At 44.1% G+C, this 17,939-nt stretch carries 17 protein-coding genes; 9 read left to right on the top strand and 8 right to left on the bottom strand.

The annotated features are described in order from the left end of the window. Positions 1 to 41: 41 nt before the first annotated feature. On the bottom strand, positions 42 to 1,607 hold the full coding sequence (locus tag QWZ07_RS00665; protein WP_192853909.1) for a YjjI family glycine radical enzyme: 1,566 nt from the start codon (positions 1,605 to 1,607) through the stop codon (positions 42 to 44). 424 nt (positions 1,608 to 2,031) lie between these two features. Beyond that, positions 2,032 to 2,631, bottom strand: coding sequence for a class I SAM-dependent DNA methyltransferase (locus QWZ07_RS00660; RefSeq protein WP_009845582.1), 600 nt, complete (start codon positions 2,629 to 2,631; stop codon positions 2,032 to 2,034). A 161-nt stretch (positions 2,632 to 2,792) separates the two neighbouring features. On the opposite strand from QWZ07_RS00660, the gene QWZ07_RS00655 reads away from it, so the two are divergent. Continuing rightward, entirely contained in the window at positions 2,793 to 3,671 is an 879-nt protein-coding gene (locus QWZ07_RS00655; protein WP_009845583.1) for a LysR family transcriptional regulator, read from the top strand. 61 nt (positions 3,672 to 3,732) lie between these two features. Here QWZ07_RS00655 and QWZ07_RS00650 read toward each other — a convergent pair whose 3' ends face one another. Next, positions 3,733 to 4,083, bottom strand: coding sequence for a hypothetical protein (locus QWZ07_RS00650; RefSeq protein ID WP_192853910.1), 351 nt, complete (start codon positions 4,081 to 4,083; stop codon positions 3,733 to 3,735). A 361-nt stretch (positions 4,084 to 4,444) separates the two neighbouring features. On the opposite strand from QWZ07_RS00650, the gene QWZ07_RS00645 reads away from it, so the two are divergent. Continuing rightward, entirely contained in the window at positions 4,445 to 5,341 is an 897-nt protein-coding gene (locus tag QWZ07_RS00645; protein ID WP_065105429.1) for a cation diffusion facilitator family transporter, read from the top strand. 25 nt (positions 5,342 to 5,366) lie between these two features. Here the strand turns inward: QWZ07_RS00645 and yddG are convergent, their stop codons facing one another. Then, on the bottom strand, positions 5,367 to 6,293 hold the full coding sequence (gene yddG, locus QWZ07_RS00640; protein ID WP_192853911.1) for an aromatic amino acid DMT transporter YddG: 927 nt from the start codon (positions 6,291 to 6,293) through the stop codon (positions 5,367 to 5,369). A 179-nt stretch (positions 6,294 to 6,472) separates the two neighbouring features. After that, the gene (gene yjjG / locus QWZ07_RS00635) at positions 6,473 to 7,147 is read right to left on the bottom strand and encodes a pyrimidine 5'-nucleotidase (protein WP_017098476.1); all 675 of its coding nucleotides are present in this window, start codon (positions 7,145 to 7,147) and stop codon (positions 6,473 to 6,475) included. A 213-nt stretch (positions 7,148 to 7,360) separates the two neighbouring features. On the opposite strand from yjjG, the gene QWZ07_RS00630 reads away from it, so the two are divergent. From QWZ07_RS00630 to QWZ07_RS00620, 3 genes are all read left to right on the top strand, one after another. After that, complete coding sequence (locus tag QWZ07_RS00630; RefSeq protein ID WP_192853912.1) at positions 7,361 to 7,546, top strand: hypothetical protein; 186 nt, start codon at positions 7,361 to 7,363, stop codon at positions 7,544 to 7,546. 239 nt (positions 7,547 to 7,785) lie between these two features. Then, positions 7,786 to 8,934, top strand: coding sequence for an L-threonine dehydrogenase (yiaY, locus tag QWZ07_RS00625; RefSeq protein ID WP_009845589.1), 1,149 nt, complete (start codon positions 7,786 to 7,788; stop codon positions 8,932 to 8,934). 235 nt (positions 8,935 to 9,169) lie between these two features. Continuing rightward, positions 9,170 to 10,093 (top strand): hypothetical protein, encoded by a 924-nt coding sequence (locus QWZ07_RS00620; protein ID WP_192853913.1) that lies wholly within the window; start codon positions 9,170 to 9,172, stop codon positions 10,091 to 10,093. A gap of 119 nt (positions 10,094 to 10,212) precedes the next feature. Here QWZ07_RS00620 and QWZ07_RS00615 read toward each other — a convergent pair whose 3' ends face one another. After that, positions 10,213 to 10,647: a YccF domain-containing protein gene (locus QWZ07_RS00615; RefSeq protein WP_017111843.1), complete on the bottom strand. Its 435-nt coding sequence runs from the start codon at positions 10,645 to 10,647 to the stop codon at positions 10,213 to 10,215. A 247-nt stretch (positions 10,648 to 10,894) separates the two neighbouring features. Here QWZ07_RS00615 and QWZ07_RS00610 point away from each other — a divergent pair, with 247 nt between their 5' ends. Beyond that, complete coding sequence (locus QWZ07_RS00610) at positions 10,895 to 11,020, top strand: hypothetical protein (RefSeq protein WP_017060906.1); 126 nt, start codon at positions 10,895 to 10,897, stop codon at positions 11,018 to 11,020. Positions 11,021 to 11,144: 124 nt separating this feature from the next. On the opposite strand, the gene QWZ07_RS00605 is transcribed toward QWZ07_RS00610, so the two are convergent. After that, positions 11,145 to 12,221 carry a threonine aldolase family protein gene (locus tag QWZ07_RS00605; protein WP_192853914.1) on the bottom strand — a complete coding sequence of 359 codons (1,077 nt, stop codon included), beginning with the start codon at positions 12,219 to 12,221 and terminating at the stop codon, positions 11,145 to 11,147. A 303-nt stretch (positions 12,222 to 12,524) separates the two neighbouring features. Between QWZ07_RS00605 and QWZ07_RS00600 the strand changes: the two genes are divergently transcribed. The 3 genes from QWZ07_RS00600 (at position 12,525) to QWZ07_RS00590 (ending at position 16,818) form a co-directional block, all read left to right on the top strand. Then, positions 12,525 to 13,139 carry an NAD(P)H-dependent oxidoreductase gene (locus tag QWZ07_RS00600; RefSeq protein WP_009845593.1) on the top strand — a complete coding sequence of 205 codons (615 nt, stop codon included), beginning with the start codon at positions 12,525 to 12,527 and terminating at the stop codon, positions 13,137 to 13,139. A gap of 3 nt (positions 13,140 to 13,142) precedes the next feature. Then, positions 13,143 to 15,068 (top strand): monovalent cation:proton antiporter-2 (CPA2) family protein, encoded by a 1,926-nt coding sequence (locus QWZ07_RS00595; RefSeq protein WP_065105423.1) that lies wholly within the window; start codon positions 13,143 to 13,145, stop codon positions 15,066 to 15,068. Positions 15,069 to 15,594: 526 nt separating this feature from the next. After that, entirely contained in the window at positions 15,595 to 16,818 is a 1,224-nt protein-coding gene (locus QWZ07_RS00590) for a DUF819 family protein (protein ID WP_017111839.1), read from the top strand. Positions 16,819 to 16,899: 81 nt separating this feature from the next. Here the strand turns inward: QWZ07_RS00590 and QWZ07_RS00585 are convergent, their stop codons facing one another. Further along, a complete protein-coding gene (locus QWZ07_RS00585) occupies positions 16,900 to 17,760 on the bottom strand; it encodes a transporter (RefSeq protein ID WP_192853915.1) in 861 nt (286 codons plus the stop codon). Positions 17,761 to 17,939 lie beyond the last annotated feature (179 nt).

Genomic DNA, 17,939 nt, shown 5'->3' with positions numbered 1-17,939 from the left:
TTCACATTGTTCGTATTCGAAATACACAACACACGTTAAAGCTATTCGTATGTCGGCGACATCTCTAAGCTTGCCACACGAGGCTTACGCTCTAGTATGCCCGTATTTTTTGCAGCTTCAGCACCAAGGAAAGTGGTATTGGTGCGTGAACCTTGCTCGTCATATTTGGCAATGTCAGACAGCTTAATCATATAACCTGTCACACGAACCAAATCGTTCGATGCTACGTTAGCGGTGAACTCACGGTAGCCCGCTTGAATCGCCCCTTTACACAGGTTGAACATCGCTTCAGGGTTGGACTTCACCGTTTCGTCAATCGTCAAAATGTCACTGATGCCCGACGTGTAGAACTTATGGTGACCAGCCGTCGCACGTACGTAAGACACTGGATCCGGTTCTGTTCCGTAAGGGATGCGAACACCCGGCGTCACATCTTCATCTAGGCTGATACCACCTTGAGCGTGTAACAGAGCCTTACCTTCCAGCCCATATTTCACTTGCGAGTTTTCAACAATCTCAGCAAGCTTTTCAGAAATACGATGGCCTAACTGATTTGCTTGTTCATCGTAACCATAGCGCCCTGCTTTGCCTTCTTTTTCCATTAAGATGTTAACCGCCTCAGCCATGCCATAAATACCAAACATTGGCGCAAAGCGATCTTCTTCAATTAAGCCTTCTTTGGTTAAGAAGCCTTCGAAGAAATTAGACTCTTCATGTAAGAAGCGACTACGTGCATTCATCAATTCGATCATGATGCTGCTGTAGTTAGGTAGTACTTGCTGTAAGAAGTCTACGCTGTCTTCAGATTTCAGAGCTACTTGCTTCAGGTTCATACGTACTAGCGTGTTTGAACCGCCCGCCAGAGGCAAAGAGTTGTAGCAACTCACGATGCCAAAACGCTTATCTCCGTAGGCAGCGGCGTGTGCAGGATAATTGGCAATGTGCGGCTTGCTGCATTCACAGATATTGCTCGCAGCGTGACGAAGCAGATCATCTGGTGTGACTGCAGGGTCGTACATAAAGGTTAAGTTAGGTGCGATCTGCTTGAGTTCAGCATCCACACGTAAAATAGTGCGACATACAATGTTGTCACTAGGGCCAATATTAACGTGCATGAAGGCATCTGGCAGCGTGCGATCCAGCATGATCCAGAACAGCTTCAGCTTTTGGTATACCTGCTCATCCGTCAAACCGCCAACAAAAGGCATCAACACATCGTCCAACTGGCCTAAGTAAACCGGAATTGAAGTCACTGACGGAACGTGATGATAAAGGATGGTGAGCATGTTCAATGCTTCGTCGAAATTAGTTGCCGCGCTAAGCTCTAAATACTTGGAGCCTTGATGTAAGTATTTAGAATAATCAGGAAGCACATAGCGCGGCTTAAATGGGGCGTGACCTTCAAACATGTCACACAGCACACCTTGTTGTAAGGCTTGCTCTACTTCATTGCTTACCGGCATATACGGCAGGCTGGCTTCAGCTTCTAAGGCAAGATAGCTCGACTTCTGTTTTGGGGACAGGTTGGCATCTGAAATGATATTACTAAAGCGTTGTTGTTGATCTGAAAGTGATGAAGAAGTAGATGACGCAGATTGGTGGCTCATGATTAAACCCTTAATATTCTTATGGGCTTATTTTATATCTCACACTTATATTTCCACTAATGAAATGTATGCAAGTCTACATTTCCAAAATGGAAAACACTATTTGTAACTTGGTAATTTGTGAATAGATAGCTTGTAAATTGGCCATTTGAAAGTTAACGATGGTTGTTTATCGATGATTGTCGTTGGGAAAACTATAAATTAACGGTAGAGCAAAATTTATGGTGGGAAGGGAAAGAGTGAGCAGAAGAGGTTAGGCCCTTTGATTGAACCGTTTAGTTTAAAACGCAGCATGTATAAATAGAAAACCCACATAACGGATCCAAAGATCGTTGATGTGGGTTTAGTCAATTAAGCGTGAGTGCGGTTATCTGATCAGCTATCTATACGTCAACTGCAGATACGTCAACTAAAGACAAGTGAACTATAGATGAGGAACCACTTGTTTACGGCCTACACCCATCAGTACCTTCAAAGTACCTTGTGGGGTGTCGATTGAAAACGGTGTTGAGACTTCAACAATCGAAAAACCTGCTGCGCTCAATACATTCTGGGAGCGTTGTTCGCTGACCCCAAAATCTTCGCTGTCGTTTTCTAAGTACCAATCCCAGTGTACAAAAACCCCATCGTTTTCTAACAGAGTATAAATTAGGCTGACCGTATCTTGTAGGTTCGGAATAAAACCACATACCGAAGAAGCTACCACTAAGTCAAACTGATTTCTGAATGCTGGGTGTTGGGCTGCAAGTCCGCGCGATAAGATATCAACGACAGGCTCTACATTAGACAGCTCTTTTTTATCTAACTCTTCAATCATCCCTTCTGAGATATCGAGAGCGATGATCTCTTTTGCAAAAGGAGATATTTTCTGGCTGAGTAATCCTGTACCACAACCAAAATCAAGGACACGGGTTCCGTTCAAATCAACGAGCTGTGTTAACTGGTCAAATGCGGACTGTGCGAATACAGCAGTAGCGGGATCGTTATCCCAATCAGGTGCGTACTCGTCCCATTGTTTCGCCATCATGGCCTCCATCTTTACTTCTTGTAGGTTCGGAACGCCCCCAGAATAAACCAAATTAGTCAATTCGTCATAGAGTTATCATGCAAAGATGGACTATTTCTAAGATAGTCAGCACAATATTCAGATAATATGCACCGCCACCCGCTCAATATGGAAATGAAATGAACCTTTCTCAAGTCCAAGCCTTTTGTTCTGTTGCTGATTTAGGATCCGTCTCTGAAGCTGCTCGACAGCTTGAATGCAACCGAACCAAACTGAGCATGTCGATCAAAGCCTTGGAAAAAGAGTTAGATGTCGAATTGTTTGTTCGAAGCGGTAACCATGTCGAGCTGTCTGAAGCAGGCAAAGCTATCTACAAAGATTGCGAAGGCATGTTGGTAACGGCAGCACGCATTAAGCAAACCTGCTTACATGTTTCGGGAGAATTCAACGCAGAGATTTGGATCGCACGCGACGATTCCCTACCCGATGAAATGTGGCAAAGTTTATCGCACGCCCTAAACAACAAATACCCTTCCACTTCTTTCAACTTCGTTCTCGCGTCTAGTGGCGACTTGGCTAATCTTGTCGAAACTCAGCAAGTTGATTTTGCGTTTGGTGTCGATTACGAGCGTGTCGACGACCCAAGAATTATCTACAACCCACTCGGCAAGATCCGAATGATGTCAGTATGTAAGAAAGGGCATGATTTGAGTGCGATGCGAAGAGTGTCGGATGAAGTACTAAGAAATTCGATGCAAGCGACCATGGTTTATCTTAATGAAAAAGATAACCCTGAGCTTGAGCCCTTCTCTCGCCGATACATTGGTTTTTCTAGTTTCGATTTTATGTTGGATACGATTCTACGAGAAGATGCATGGGGCGTAATGCCTGAGCCATTGATACGCCATTTATTGCGTGAACAAGAACTGGCTGTGATCAAGCACACTTATGGCCTGACTCAAGAAGACTACTGTATGTTTACCGCGGCAGGTATGGCGGAACACCCAGGTATGAATTGGTTAGCGGATCAGATCAGCGATTACTTGTTTGATTTCTAAAGTGTCAGATAATGTTCTATCTCGACACTTAAATTCATCTAACAAATAAAAAGCCCTCTCTTTAGAAGACCATCACGTGATCCACTAAATAACGTCCGTCTTCTTCAACCAGCACCATTTCTGCCACAAACTCGCCTTTCGCAATGGAATACGCTTGTTTCCAAACAAAGGCGATGGAATCGGAGCGTCTGAATAGCGCAACTGGCTCACGTTCAGCAAAAAAGCCATTACTGTGCTGATAATGATGACAAACCTTTTCCAGATACTCAGGTGTCACAATATCCTTCATGCGCTGAGTAAAGTCTCGGCAGTGCTGAGCATGGTCAACCTTGGTTGAACCGTCCATCAAATTGTCCATGATCGGGTTAGCAATCGCCCACAACTCACTATCGTTGAGATCATCAAATTTCATCTTCATCCATTCCTTTTCAAGTTCAACTCAGCTCTACGCCCAAGGTTCAAACCGAAGTTTAAGGTATAAGGTTTCAGTGCGATTTCTGTAACCTTAACAGCCTAATCCTTTACACAGCTAGGCTATGAGACCTTCACAACCTATGTGTTTTACTAATCATAAACCATTTAACACCAGTTTCACATTTCCTGAAAAACAGTCATCGTCAACTTTACTGACACCTGAATTTGTCGTTAAGCCATTGAATTGTAACAACTTGAATATAAAACGAGTTACCGACATATAAACGTCATCAGATAAAGTTTGTAAAGCTAGCTCAATATTAGAACAATGAAGTTATCAAAAACATCTGGAAAATATTATGTGTGACAGGAAAAGCCAAAACGAAAACCGAGTACTATTGTTCTCAGCCCTTTTAGCATCAGGCTTCGCAATTGGCGGATTGGTGTTGGGTCTTCTCGTTGGCTCTCTAGTCATAGTATTTGACGGTGTCTATTCTCTTATCAGTTTACTGTTAACTTTATTGTCACTAGCTGCTTCGAAATACATTAATCGCCCATCAGACAGAGAGTTCCCGTTCGGTCGAGCCATCATTGAGCCAATCGTAATCGCGATTAAAGCGATTGTGATTCTGCTTGTGGTCGGTTATTCGCTTTACTCTGCGATTGGTGCTCTGATGACAGGGGGTCGTGAAGTCGATGCTTCTATCGCAACTCTGTTTGGTATTTTCAACGTATTGGGTTGTGGTTACGCTTGGTGGTACATCGCTAACAAGAGCAAACGTATTTCTTCAGGTTTGATTCAAGCTGAGTCAAAACAGTGGCAAATGGATACGCTTTTGAGTGTGGCAGTTACGGCCGGTTTCGTTGTTGCTTGGTTGGTGGCTTACTCTCCGTTTGCTGAATACGCGGTATATGCCGACCCAATGATGATGTTGCTGATGTCTTTCTACTTCATCAAAGTGCCGTTCGACATGTTGCGTGAAGCAATGCGTGAACTACTAATGATGTCGGCAACCAAAGATATTTGTGACGCGGTAGATAAGAATGTTGTCGCTGTGGACAAAGATGCGGATCAAGATTTGGAGCTAATGGGTGTGACTAAGGTTGGTCCTGAATTAAGAATCAATGTTGATATTCATACCAACGACCAACAAGCGATTGCGGTCGATGACATTGAACGCACGCGCCGCCAACTTAAGCGACGCCTATCTAAGATGCCTTATGAGCTTCAATTGAACCTCAATATCGCGAGCTAAGAGCATTATCTCTTAAGTTGAACACTCAAGACTGAACCTCTTCAGAAGCCGACGCCTTAACCGTCGGCTTTTTGTCTCTGGTTACCCACCAGCAAGCCAGTGAACCAATCGTCACCATACAAACGCCCTGCCAAAAACTCATGCTCAATGACAAACCTAGAATCATAGAAGACAGTAAGGTCGCGAAGATTGGCGTAAAGTAAGACATGGTTGCAAGAAACACCATATTCCCCCCCAGAATCGCCGTGTTCCAAAGCGCGTAACCAGCCCCCATACAAGCCCCAGCAAGCACTAAGTCAATCGCAGCACTTGAAGTCATCACCATGCCGGTTTCATCACTCAATGCGTATTTGATCCACAGAGTGACCGCAGTAGCGATAAAGAAAAGCACAATCGCATTCTGCCCTTTAGCAACGCGTTGGGTGTAATTGCAATATACCGCCCAAATAATCGCGCCGAAGAATGCCATCGAATAAGTTTTAGGGTTGGTCGCAATATTAGCCGCGATTTGATCAACAGAAAGCCCCTGATCGCCGCTGATACTCCAAGCCACGCCAAAGAACGCCAAGACGATACTTGGATAAACCAACCAGTTGATCTTTTTGTCACTCAACAGTACCGCAAACAACACCGTTAGTGCAGGCCATAGATAGTTGACAACGGCCATCTCTAAGGCTTGATGTCGGCTATTTGCCATTCCTAAAGCCAGAGCTAGGAAGATTTCGTAGCAAACGAATAAGGCACCACCGATCATCAAATACGATTTAGAGAAGCGCGACAGTTTAGGTAGACCCATAACACAGACTAACAACAGTGAGCTCACTGTATAAAGACTTGCAGCACCACCAATTGGGCCCAGTTGTTCTGACACACTACGAGACAATGCAATTAAGCAGCTCCATAGTAAAATGGCAGCAATGCCGTAGCAGCTATGGCGATGAGATTTCAGCACGCCTCTTCCTTCTTTTTATTGTAATTAGGTAATCAAAGCGAGCTTAAGCAAAGGTAGGCTTAAACACCACTATCGATAAGTTGCAGTAAGTAAAAATAAGTAGCCGAGCACATAACTGTACTCGGCTATCAATCATTTACTCAAAAATCTAAAAGCAGTTAGTAATTAGCAATTAGCTGTTATGCCAACAAAAGTGCTTGTAGATCAGCCAGAGACTTAACCTGATAATGAGGGTTAATTCCTGCTGGCGTCGCTTTCTCTTGGCTATTCAACCAACAAGTCTCAATACCAAAATCCAAGCCACCTAAAATATCAGAGTGTGGGTTGTCCCCGACCATCAATACTCTTTGCTTTGATGGCAATCCAATTAGCTTGTGTGCATGTTCAAAAATTTCCGCGTCTGGTTTAGCGACACCGACTTCCTCAGAAATGATCACATGGTCAAAGTAGTCTGTCATTCCTGTTCGTTCCAAACGGATTGACTGCAGCTCTGTGAAACCATTGGTGATAATGCCCATGTTCACTTTGCCTTTTAACGACTCCATCAACTCTTTTGCACCAGGAAGCAGAGAACAGATGTCTGCCATTGCGGCTAAAAAGGCACTGTTTAGTGCTGCCGTTGTTGTCTCTAACTTTGTTGCCCAGCTTTCAAAACGCGCGTGCTTCAGTTGTGCCGCTGTAATACGGCCATCTTGGTAATCGACCCATAACGGCAAATTAACCTCTTGATAAACTGAATAATCCTGTTCGCTAAAGTCCACGCCAAAACGGGAGAACATCAGCTTCATTCCTTGAAAAGCATCAAAGTGGAACAAGGTTTCATCTGCATCAAAGAATATCCAATCGTACTTCATTTTATGTCCTATTATTCGCGCGGTTGAGCAGTGCTTGTATTTATTTTCTCATTGCCTCAAAGGCCAGATGTGCATTCTACTATCATTTTTGTGAGCCTGAATATAGTTCTAAGAATTTATAGAAAACAAGCAACAAGTCATGATGTATCGCAAATTTTGTCACATATTAAACCAATACCATACAAGAAATACACTTAAGTACCGGGAGGTACCATGAAGCACTTCTTACCGTCATCCGTCATGCTCACCCCATTCCTTGTTAAGTATTATGATGAAGAACCAGAAGACACCTCTGACGCCTTAGATACCGATGAGTCTCAACAACCACAAATTGGAGCTAACGATGACTCACGCAAACCATCGACACAAACTGAACTTGAACCGACGTTGAGTGAATAGCCTTTACTTTTCATGACTATGGAACGCCATTCTGTTCTTAAATCAATCAATCGTTCGCTTTCCATTACTGACAATAAACACATAAGAAAACCATAAAAACGATTGCTATATGAGCCCTATCACAACGCATAATCACAAAGTGGTAGTTCGGAATCAAAGTTGTTCCAGATCAATGGTCGACCAGTTGATTGCCGACAACATGTAGGAAATTAAAAAATCATAATTAACGGAGTTTTCCAATGTCTACTGCATTTTACATCCCTACAATCAACTTCATGGGTACTGGCTGTTTGAAAGATGCTGCTGATAGCATTCAGTCTCAAGGCTTCAAAAAAGGTCTGATCGTAACGGATAAGATCCTTAACCAAATTGGTGTGGTTAAACAGGTACAAGACCTACTTAGCCAACGCGGCGTGGACGCAGTTGTATTCGACGGCACTCAACCAAACCCAACCATCACGAACGTGAACGATGGTCTTGAATTACTGACTGACAATGATTGTGATTTCGTTGTTTCACTGGGTGGCGGTTCTCCACACGACTGTGCAAAAGGTATCGCGTTAGTTGCTTCTAACGGCGGCAAGATTGCTGATTACGAAGGCGTTGACCAGTCTGAAAAGCCAATGATGCCTCTAATTGCTATCAACACCACGGCTGGTACAGCTTCTGAAATGACGCGTTTCTGCATCATTACTGACGAAGCTCGTCACATTAAAATGGCTATCGTTGATAAGCACACAACACCACTTATCTCAGTAAACGATCCTGAGTTGATGCTTGCTAAACCTGCATCATTAACGGCTGCAACTGGCATGGATGCGTTGACACACGCAATCGAAGCTTACGTTTCTATCGCAGCAACGCCAATCACAGACGCAGTAGCGATTAAAGCAATTGAACTTGTGCAAGCACACCTTAGAACAGCCGTAGCACACGGTGAAGACATTGAAGCTCGTGAGCAAATGGCTTACGCACAGTTCATGGCTGGCATGGCATTCAACAACGCTTCTCTTGGCTATGTTCATGCAATGGCGCACCAATTGGGTGGGTTCTACGACCTTCCACACGGTGTATGTAACGCTATCTTGCTACCACACGTTCAACGCTACAACGCGCAAGTTTGTCCAGAGCGTCTACGTGATGTTGCAAAAGCAATGGGTGTGAATGTTGAAGGCATGACTGCAGAGCAAGGCGCAGAAGCCGCTATCAATGCGATTGTTCAACTAGCAAATGACGTGAACATCCCAACGGGTATCGCGCAACTGGGTGCTAAACTAGAAGACATCCCGACTTTGTCTGACAACGCACTAAAAGACGCTTGTGGTTTCACTAACCCTAAACAAGCGACTCACGAAGAAATCTCAGCGATCTTCGAAGCGGCAATGTAATCTAGCGACAAGTTATTCGAGCTAGAAACATGCGGCTCTTGCTAAAAATAAACAGCTAACACAAACGGGCTCACCTTCTGAGCCCGTTTTTTATCTGTCCAATCCCTTTCAAATATTTCTCTTCCCTACTCCCAAGAGCCGCTAATCAATAGCGACTCACCACTAAAAAGTCGCATTGTTGCGATCGCTTGGTTATAGTCAAACTATTGATATATAGAATGACAAACAGGTTCCATTGAGTCGTTGGATAGTTAGCACTTCATTATTAGCTTCACTCGTTGCCCACTCCGCTCAAGCAGAGGAACAAAATGAGTGTCACAGTCAACCGTTAGAAGACGCCCCAGTCGAAAAGGCCTACCACTACCTGAACAGTAAATTTTGCCAACCCGCATTATGGTTTGACAGTTTCTTTGTCGATGACCGCATTACCGAAGATGCTCGAGCGGGCACTTCTGTCCGTTGGTACAACGATTTTATCTATTCAGAAGGTGGCGATGTAGATTACTCAACCAAGCTCAACGCACGCTTGCACTTGCCCTTTGTCAGTAAGCGCTTGAAGTTAATCTATGAATCGGTTGGCGATGAAGAGTTCTTGGATTTCTTTCCACAAGATTCAGAGGAATTAGAGAGCGCACTCGGCCTACGTTACGATGCTTATGCCAAGGGTTACAGTAGCTTCAACATTAAAGCGACACTGCGCCCACGTATTGAAGCTCGTTATCGCTTTACCTACCCTCTCACCACCGATGCCGTATTCAGGTTGACCCAACGTGTGTATCAAGAAAAGCAAGAAACCGGAGAGATCACCGATATCGATTTTGATCTTTCTTTGAGTGATGACTTTTTAGCACGATGGTCGAACTTTGCAGGTTATAACGACAATCTTAAAGGCTGGGAGTACGGTACGGGGCTAACTTTGTATCACTACCTTTCTCAAGACCAAGCTCTGCAATACAGCGCCACTATCACAGCAACCAGCGAACCATATAACCACTACGAATATTCACAAGTGTCGATAACCTACCGAGAAAACGTTTGGAAAGAGTGGTTGTTCTACGAATTGATTCCGCACTATCAATGGGAACGAGAGCCCTATGAAAAACATACCGAAGAAGCCAACATCACCCTTAGGCTTGAAGTCTTGTTCAACAATGTCTAGTGGAACAGTATCTAGTGAGTGTTTGTGAGATTTGGGCATCGTTAGATAGGAAACGAGACACAAAAAAGCACATCATGTGATGTGCTTTTTCAGTTCTATATAAAGCTTAATCTGTAATATTAACCTTTGTAGTTTCTTACTCGTGCCGCTTCTGCTTCACGCTTGTCGACGACCGTTTTACCGATTGGCGCCAATGAGATAACCGCGAGCTTAAGGTGCTGAATCGCAAACGGAATACCGATGATAGTAATGAAACACGCTACTGCTGACATGATGTGACCAATCGCCAACCAGATTCCAGCAAATAAGAACCAAATGATGTTACCAATCAGACCAAGCGGGCTGGTACCGATGTCAGTTTCATTGGTCAATTCATCACGTGAAATCGCTTCTTGACCAAATGGGAAGAATGAGAAGTTACCCATTACAAAACACGCTCTACCCCATGGAATCCCAACGATGGTGAGGAATGCGAGCAGTCCGAAGAACCACCATGCCAATCCCATAAATACGCCACCAAATAGAAACCAAATGATGTTTCCTATTGTTCTCATGTTGTCTTCTCCAAATCTTTGAATGCTGTTTATTTCATATGCCGAATAAGGCAATACTTGTTCTAATTGGTTCATTATTATTGAGTCTTTATGAACCGCTTATGAATCGCCTACATTTTCTGTGATTGATACACACCACGAAACGCCAAATCCGCATAGGGATCATCGATTTTATTTGATACCATGTTCGTAGATTTTTAGTATCACAAAGCTAAACAGCTACAACAACTAATTTAAGGCCGAATTTATGAACAACACTGAGCAACCTAAAAAGAAAATGAAAAACTGGGTGCCAATCGTCTTCTTCGGACTTCTCAGCACAGTGCCTGTATTCATGTTTTTAGTCGACGTGTACATCAACCAATACATGTAACGAGCCCCCGCCATCCTATCGGCGTAAAAATGAATACAGAAAACAATTCCTGTATTCATTTCAGTTAACTCACTTCTGCTGTAATCAATTCAACTCTTCTACGATCAAATCAACTCTTAGTTAATTAAATCAGCTCTTCGTTAATAAAGTCTAGAATGTCGATCAGCTCATGATCTGGCAAGTTTAGTAAGTTATCACCCACATACCATTCAATCTTACATTGGGTTGGCAGTTCGCTGATCGCTGGGTTTCCTATCCAAACCTTGTGCTTCTTAGCTATATTGTCGCGCAGGATAATGCCATCCTCAAAACTCACCGGTAAATAGAGGTGAAGCATGTTTACTTGGGGTTGCTGCGGGTTCACTTTGAACTGCGGGTAATCTTGTAAGATTTGATAGATTTGCTTGGTACGCTCATACAATGCTGGCATCAACTCAATCCGTTGATCAAACTGCATTGCTGCCGAAACCACGTAAGGCGTGCGATGATAAACATTTCCGCCCTGACGCTTCATCCATGCCGAAGCTTTTGCTACGAAAGCCTTATCACCTAGTAGGAGTGACCCCCCAAGACCGTTTAACCCTTTGTAGAGCGAAACATAAGCTGTATCGAACCCCTTAGCAATCTCGCTATATGGCTTTTGATAATACGCGCCGCACTCCCACAAACGAGCACCATCCATATGCAGATGAATCGATTGTTCTTTGCAGTACTGCTTTATTGCTTCAAGCTCTTCCCACTCAGGCAGCTGACCACCAATCTCTCGCATCGGTAGTTCATACAATGCCGCGGCAATCTCATCAGGCCAAGCCTTTAAGTCATCGACATTCCAAGTGCGAAATACATTACCAACCGGAAGTACATTGAAACGGTTCTGGAGCTGATACCCTTGGCGTTCATGGCGCATAATATGGCTGGATTCATGCATCGCTACTACTGGGTTTCTTTTCTCTTGGCAGGCAATTTCTAATGCTGTGGGTTGGTTCATGGTGCCGGTAATCACAAACACGGCGGCTTCATAACCAAGCAGCTCTGCGACCTTATTTTCAAAGCTCTCGATAAACTCGCCATCACCGTAGGTGTCGTGCGCCACATCATGTGTTTCGCACCATTCAGCCATTTGTGCGAAGGTTTGGGCTGGTGTTGGATCGAAGTGACCAGAAAGCAGCAAATTACATTGTTGACGCAAGTTCGTGCTCATACCTTTTCCTTTATTCATTGTCGTTCTATGTAGGGTGATTGAATTATTTACGTTAGCCTTCAACGGTGACATAAAGTACACCTATTCGCTTTTATTATTAGCGAATAATTAGTTTTACTCAGTCATCGGCTGCGTGTGCCGGAAATACTCAAATTGACGGGTGTTTTATATAATTAAGTCCTTAAAAACACGCGCTTCTAACTAGATAAGTATGGGCTAATTCGTTGTTGTTCAACCATTCTTCTATTATTGTATATCTATAATTCCAATAAATATTATTCGTTAATGGACAAAGAGGGCTATATGTCGAAAAATCGAGTCTTGGTGCTATTCGCCCACCCTTCTCAGCATCGCTCTGAAGCGAACAAACCCTTATTTGAGCAAGCCAAGCGTATTGAAGGCGTCACTTGTGTCGATCTTTATGCTGAATACCCGACCTTCAAGATAAATATCGATCGTGAACAGAAACGCCTGTTGGACCATGACATCATCATTTTTCAATTCCCACTATATTGGTACTCAACACCCGCGATTCTTAAAGAGTGGCAAGACCTCGTCCTAGAATACGGATTTGCTTACGGCACCGACGGTAATGAACTGCAAGGCAAAAGCTTGTTATGCAGTATCACCGCTGGCGGCAAAAAAGAGGCTTATCAAACTGACGGTTATAACCACTTCACCATCCGTGAACTGCTTCACCCGATCGAACAAACGGCGTCTTTGTGCGGCATGAACTACTTGGCCCCATTGGCTTTGTTTGGTTCACGGACTGCGTTAGAAGAAGGCCGAATTCAAGATCACGTAAATAGCTACAAATCGCTTTTAGAGGCTTTTGTTGCGGGCGAAGTCGACCTTAAAAAGGCAAGCAAGGCTGAAAAGCTAAACCATTACGTCGATGAAATGATGAGCAGAGGTTAGATCATGACAGGATATTTTCTACAAGCATTTATCTATTTGCTCGCGGCAGTCATCGCCGTCCCTATCGCCAAGAGGCTTGGCCTCGGCTCTGTGCTTGGTTACCTGATTGCCGGTGTGGTGATTGGCCCAATCATCGGCTTAGTGGGTGAAGAGACCACGACCATTCAACACTTTGCCGAATTCGGTGTGGTGATGATGCTGTTCTTGGTCGGGCTTGAGCTTGAGCCGAAGATGCTTTGGGCAATGAGAAACCGCCTTATGGGGCTCGGCGGCCTACAAGTTGGTGGTACTACCGCGATTGTAATGGGGATTGCCCTGTTCTTTGGACAACCTTGGACGATCGCGCTGACTATCGGTTTGATCTTCGCACTGTCATCTACCGCGATTGTTCTCCAAACCTTTAATGAGAAAGGGCTCTCCAAGACAGAAGGCGGCAAGAATGCTTTCTCGGTCTTACTGTTTCAAGATATTGCCGTCATCCCTATGTTGGCGTTTATCCCTCTATTGGCGTTGCCAGAATTAATCGAAGCTGCACAAAGCGCAGTAGCTTCGGCTTCTGATCACCATGAAGAGTTGAGTCTGGTTGCTGGCCTACCCGGCTGGGCTTATGGCCTAGTGATCACTGCATCGATTGCGATTGTTGTGGTCGGCGGACACTTCTTGAGTCGTCCACTGTTCCGCTTTGTTGCGAGCTCAGGCCTACGTGAAATCTTTACTGCAACCGCACTGATGTTGGTGATTGGTATTGCGGCACTGATGAGCCTAGTCGGCCTGTCACCCGCTTTAGGTACCTTCCTTGCGGGTGTGGTTTTAGCGAACAGTGAATTCCGCCACGAACTTGAGTCTAATATCGACCCGTTTAAAGGGCTTCTGCTTGGCTTGTTTTTCATTACTGTCGGTGCGGGCATCAACTTTGATGTTCTATTCAACGACTTTGGTTTGATAATTGGCCTCACTCTTGGCGTTATGCTACTTAAAGCCTTGGTGTTATTTACATTGGCGCTGATCTTTAAAATCAAAAATAGTGACCGATGGTTGTTTACGTTGAGCTTGGCGCAAGCCGGTGAATTCGGTTTTGTACTACTTAGCTTCTCGGCTCAAAACCACGTATTGCCTGCTGATATAGTCCAAACTCTGTCGCTGGTTGTTGCTCTTTCAATGTTCCTGACACCAGGCTTATTCATTCTATTTGATAAAGTGATACTTCCTCGTTACGAGCAAAAGTCTAACGACCGAGAAGCCGATACTATCGAAGAGAAGGGTACGGTGATCATTGCTGGTATTGGCCGATTCGGTCAGATTGTTAACCGCTTATTGGTGTCGAATGATGTCAATACTGTGGTTCTGGATCACCAAGCTAACCAAGTCGATTTATTGCGCTCCATCAATATCAAATCTTACTTTGGTGATGCAACTCGTCATGACTTATTGCATACCGCAGGAATCGAAGAAGCGGCAATGCTTGTCGTCGCTATCGATAACCAAGACTCAAGCGTTGAATTGGTGAAGTATGTTAAACACACCTACCCTAATGTGAAAATCTTAGCGCGTGCATTCGACCGTGGTCACAGTTACCGCCTACGAGAAGCTGGTGCAGATTCTGTAGTCTCAGAAACGTACCACTCGGCACTCGAAATGGGCGCAGAAGCCTTACGTTCTTTAGGGCACCACCCATTCTTCGTTGAACAGCAAAAATCAACGTATCAACGTGTTGAGAGCCGTAAGTCTGAAAAACTCTACCAAGCTTGGTCTGACGCTGAAGAGAACCCACGCTACGACAACAACTACCGACAAATCTTCATTCACCTTGAAGAAGCAATGAAAGAAGACATGAAGAAGGACCGTTCAGACAAGCACTCACGTTCAGAACGAGGTTGGACACCACCGCCAAAAGGTTATGCCGACGGCTTTGAGGAAGAACAATCCTAACCAAGTCTAAATACAAGGTTAAGCAACCATTCAAAAAGCGGCTTATAAGCCGCTTTTTCTTCGCCTAACCCACGCGAAGTGCCCTATCTGTACGAAGAACGGATGCTGGAATCGGTAATCCACAACATTTATGTGATCTACCTATAATTTTTAATTTCTACTCACATAGCAAAAATGAATTCATTTTTTACATTATTGAAACATTCCACCCTTGCATAAACCACACTATAAAAATGGCTATATATGCACTCCATCTAACCATTCGAACATCGAGTCGATTTATAGCGACCACTCTCTAAGGCTTGAATTACATTGCATATATCTAAACTCGCCTCACAAGCTGCCATCAAAACATTCACAGAACCAATAGTTAACGCTCAGCATTCACAAATTCAAACCGTAAAAATTAACACAAACGTTTCAAAGTATGTCTATCGTTACAATTTGTAACGTATGCCAGTTGTCGGTATAGTCCTGCACTTCAAAAAGTGAGGCGGTTGCGCTCACCTTAAAGGAGATAATAATAATGATTACTAATGATGCTGTAATAATGGGCATGTTAGCTGTTATTCTTGGCGGTGTTTTTATCACGGAAAGTAGCCAAAATAGCGCACTGAAAAAATTCTACTCGTTCGTTCCGGGTCTATTGCTCTGTTACTTTGTTCCCTCATTGCTGAACAGCTTCGGTATCATCGATGCGTCAAACTCAAAGCTATACTTCGTTGCAAGTCGCTACCTATTACCGAGTGCACTCGTTCTTCTGATCATCTCAGCAGATCTTCGTAAAATATTTGGCCTTGGTTCTAAAGCCGTCATCATGTTCCTAACTGGTACTGTTGGCATTATCATTGGCGGGCCTTTAGCGATTCTAATCATCGACCAAGTTAATCCTGATCTTGTATCTGGCGATGTATGGCGTGGCCTTACAACTGTGGCAGGTTCTTGGATTGGCGGCGGTGCAAACCAAGCAGCAATGAAAGAAGTGTTCGAGGTTGATGACCAATTATTCTCTGCAATGATTACGGTTGATGTTATCTGTGCGAACATTTGGATGGCCGTGTTACTTATCATGGCAGGTCGTCAGAAGAAGATTGATGCATGGTTGAAAGCAGATACTTCATCTATTGAAGAGCTAAAAGAGACGGTTTCTAAATACCAAGAAGAGAACGCTCGCCCAACGACCACAACTGATCTCATGAAGATCACGGGTATTGCGTTTGGTCTTACCGGCCTAGCTCACTTATTCAGTGACCTAATCGCACCTTGGATCTCGACCAACGCTCCAGAACTTGCGAAATACAGCCTTACATCAGGCTTCTTCTGGTTAATCGTAATGGTGACAACGTTCGCGCTCATCGCTTCATGCTTCAAATCAACACGCAGTCTTGAGCACAGTGGCGCATCAAAGGTAGGTTCAGCGTTTATCTACATTCTAGTTGCAACCATCGGTATGCAAATGGATGTGACGGCTATCTTAGACAACCCAGGCTACTTCTTCATTGGTATCACATGGCTAACTATCCATGCCATTCTAATGATTGTGATGGCGAAGCTTATCCGTGCACCACTGTTCTTCATGGCTGTCGGTAGCCAAGCTAACGTTGGCGGTGCAGCATCGGCTCCTATCGTAGCTGCAGCATTCCACCCAGCATTAGCTCCGGTAGGTATCCTAATGGCGGTACTTGGTTACGCTCTAGGCACATACGGCGCCTACATCTGTGGTCTCATCATGCAGGCTGCTGCGGGTTAATAAAAGCGCTTCAATGCAGTAACACAAAAGGCTGAACGATCATCGTTCAGCCTTTTTCATTTCTACTCTTCCACTCTTAGATTAATCAAACAAAGACGCCAGCTTATTTTCCACCACAGGGCTGATATTAAAACTCAACATAAAATCCGGACGTGTCTTTTCATCTTTCTCAATATAATAGTTCGCTTCAATGCCGAACTTCCAAGGACGTCCATTCAACACCGTTGTTTTAGTGACACTTATATTTAGTGGAACTTCTGCCTGATCCTTATTCCAGTCATATGAGAATGTCGGCGCAGAGCCAATCGTCCAACCTCCTCCTAAGATCTCAACCCAAAAAACTTGTGTCGATGTCTTGTTGATTCGAGTATCAGAATGGTCGGCTCCGTCTCCAGAAACACCATATAAGTGGTTTGGGAACATACCTACAACTCGCTCACTACTCGCCTTCCCGACCATAAACTCTGGCCCGACAGCAAATTGATCAGCCGTTAAGTCATTACTTCCCGTTGGCAAAGAAGCAAAGAGACCGAAAGCGACAATAGTCCCACCTTCCATTTTAGGCGCATAAGCTAAATCAAATGAGATGTCAGTAACGCCTGACTGATCCATATGTTGGGAACTTGTTGACATATCCATATTGAAATCATTCTGAACATAAGAGATAGCGGGGCGGAAGATGACTTTGTCGCCATTATCCATTGGAAACGGCAATGTCGGCTGTAATACAGTCGCGAAAGCATCCCCTCCACCATCGTAACCACCTGAATACTGGAGCTTTAAATTAAGGCTAGCGTAAGCTGTGTTTGGGTTTGCAAGTTCCTTTGCGGCCTGTTCTGCCGCTTGATCGCTTTCAGATTTCGAAATGTCGACCTTAGCGCTAGCAAAATTCGGCGTTAATAATAGTCCAGTTATTATCAGTGCAAGTGGTTTACAAGCCATGAGCCCTCTCTTCAATAGTAAAACAATAAGGTGTAACTGCTTATTGAGTATTTTAGAGATTACCGAAAGGGAAAATAGCCATTAAGTGACAGAGGTAATTTAGTTGAGAAGAGAGAGCTTAAATACAAAAATGCCCCAAATCTCTTTGGGGCATTTTCAAATAATCAGGAAGCGAGGGA

The sequence above is a fragment of the Vibrio lentus genome, from assembly GCF_030409755.1.
GTDB lineage: Bacteria > Pseudomonadota > Gammaproteobacteria > Enterobacterales > Vibrionaceae > Vibrio > Vibrio lentus.
This window is presented reverse-complemented; position numbering and strand designations above follow the sequence as displayed.

Bases quoted from the DNA above. Each gene is read 5' to 3' on its own strand.
- QWZ07_RS00650 (WP_192853910.1), bottom strand. From the start codon at position 4,083: ATGAAATTTGATGATCTCAACGATAGTGAGTTGTGGGCGATTGCTAAC.
- QWZ07_RS00605 (WP_192853914.1), bottom strand. From the start codon at position 12,221: ATGAGCACGAACTTGCGTCAACAATGTAATTTGCTGCTTTCTGGTCAC.
- QWZ07_RS00590 (WP_017111839.1), top strand. From the start codon at position 15,595: ATGATTACTAATGATGCTGTAATAATGGGCATGTTAGCTGTTATTCTT.
- QWZ07_RS00665 (WP_192853909.1), bottom strand. From the start codon at position 1,607: ATGAGCCACCAATCTGCGTCATCTACTTCTTCATCACTTTCAGATCAA.
- QWZ07_RS00660 (WP_009845582.1), bottom strand. From the start codon at position 2,631: ATGGCGAAACAATGGGACGAGTACGCACCTGATTGGGATAACGATCCC.
- QWZ07_RS00655 (WP_009845583.1), top strand. From the start codon at position 2,793: ATGAACCTTTCTCAAGTCCAAGCCTTTTGTTCTGTTGCTGATTTAGGA.
- QWZ07_RS00630 (WP_192853912.1), top strand. From the start codon at position 7,361: ATGAAGCACTTCTTACCGTCATCCGTCATGCTCACCCCATTCCTTGTT.
- yiaY (WP_009845589.1), top strand. From the start codon at position 7,786: ATGTCTACTGCATTTTACATCCCTACAATCAACTTCATGGGTACTGGC.
- yjjG (WP_017098476.1), bottom strand. From the start codon at position 7,147: ATGAAGTACGATTGGATATTCTTTGATGCAGATGAAACCTTGTTCCAC.
- QWZ07_RS00645 (WP_065105429.1), top strand. From the start codon at position 4,445: ATGTGTGACAGGAAAAGCCAAAACGAAAACCGAGTACTATTGTTCTCA.
- QWZ07_RS00610 (WP_017060906.1), top strand. From the start codon at position 10,895: ATGAACAACACTGAGCAACCTAAAAAGAAAATGAAAAACTGGGTGCCA.
- QWZ07_RS00615 (WP_017111843.1), bottom strand. From the start codon at position 10,647: ATGAGAACAATAGGAAACATCATTTGGTTTCTATTTGGTGGCGTATTT.
- QWZ07_RS00585 (WP_192853915.1), bottom strand. From the start codon at position 17,760: ATGGCTTGTAAACCACTTGCACTGATAATAACTGGACTATTATTAACG.
- QWZ07_RS00595 (WP_065105423.1), top strand. From the start codon at position 13,143: ATGACAGGATATTTTCTACAAGCATTTATCTATTTGCTCGCGGCAGTC.
- QWZ07_RS00600 (WP_009845593.1), top strand. From the start codon at position 12,525: ATGTCGAAAAATCGAGTCTTGGTGCTATTCGCCCACCCTTCTCAGCAT.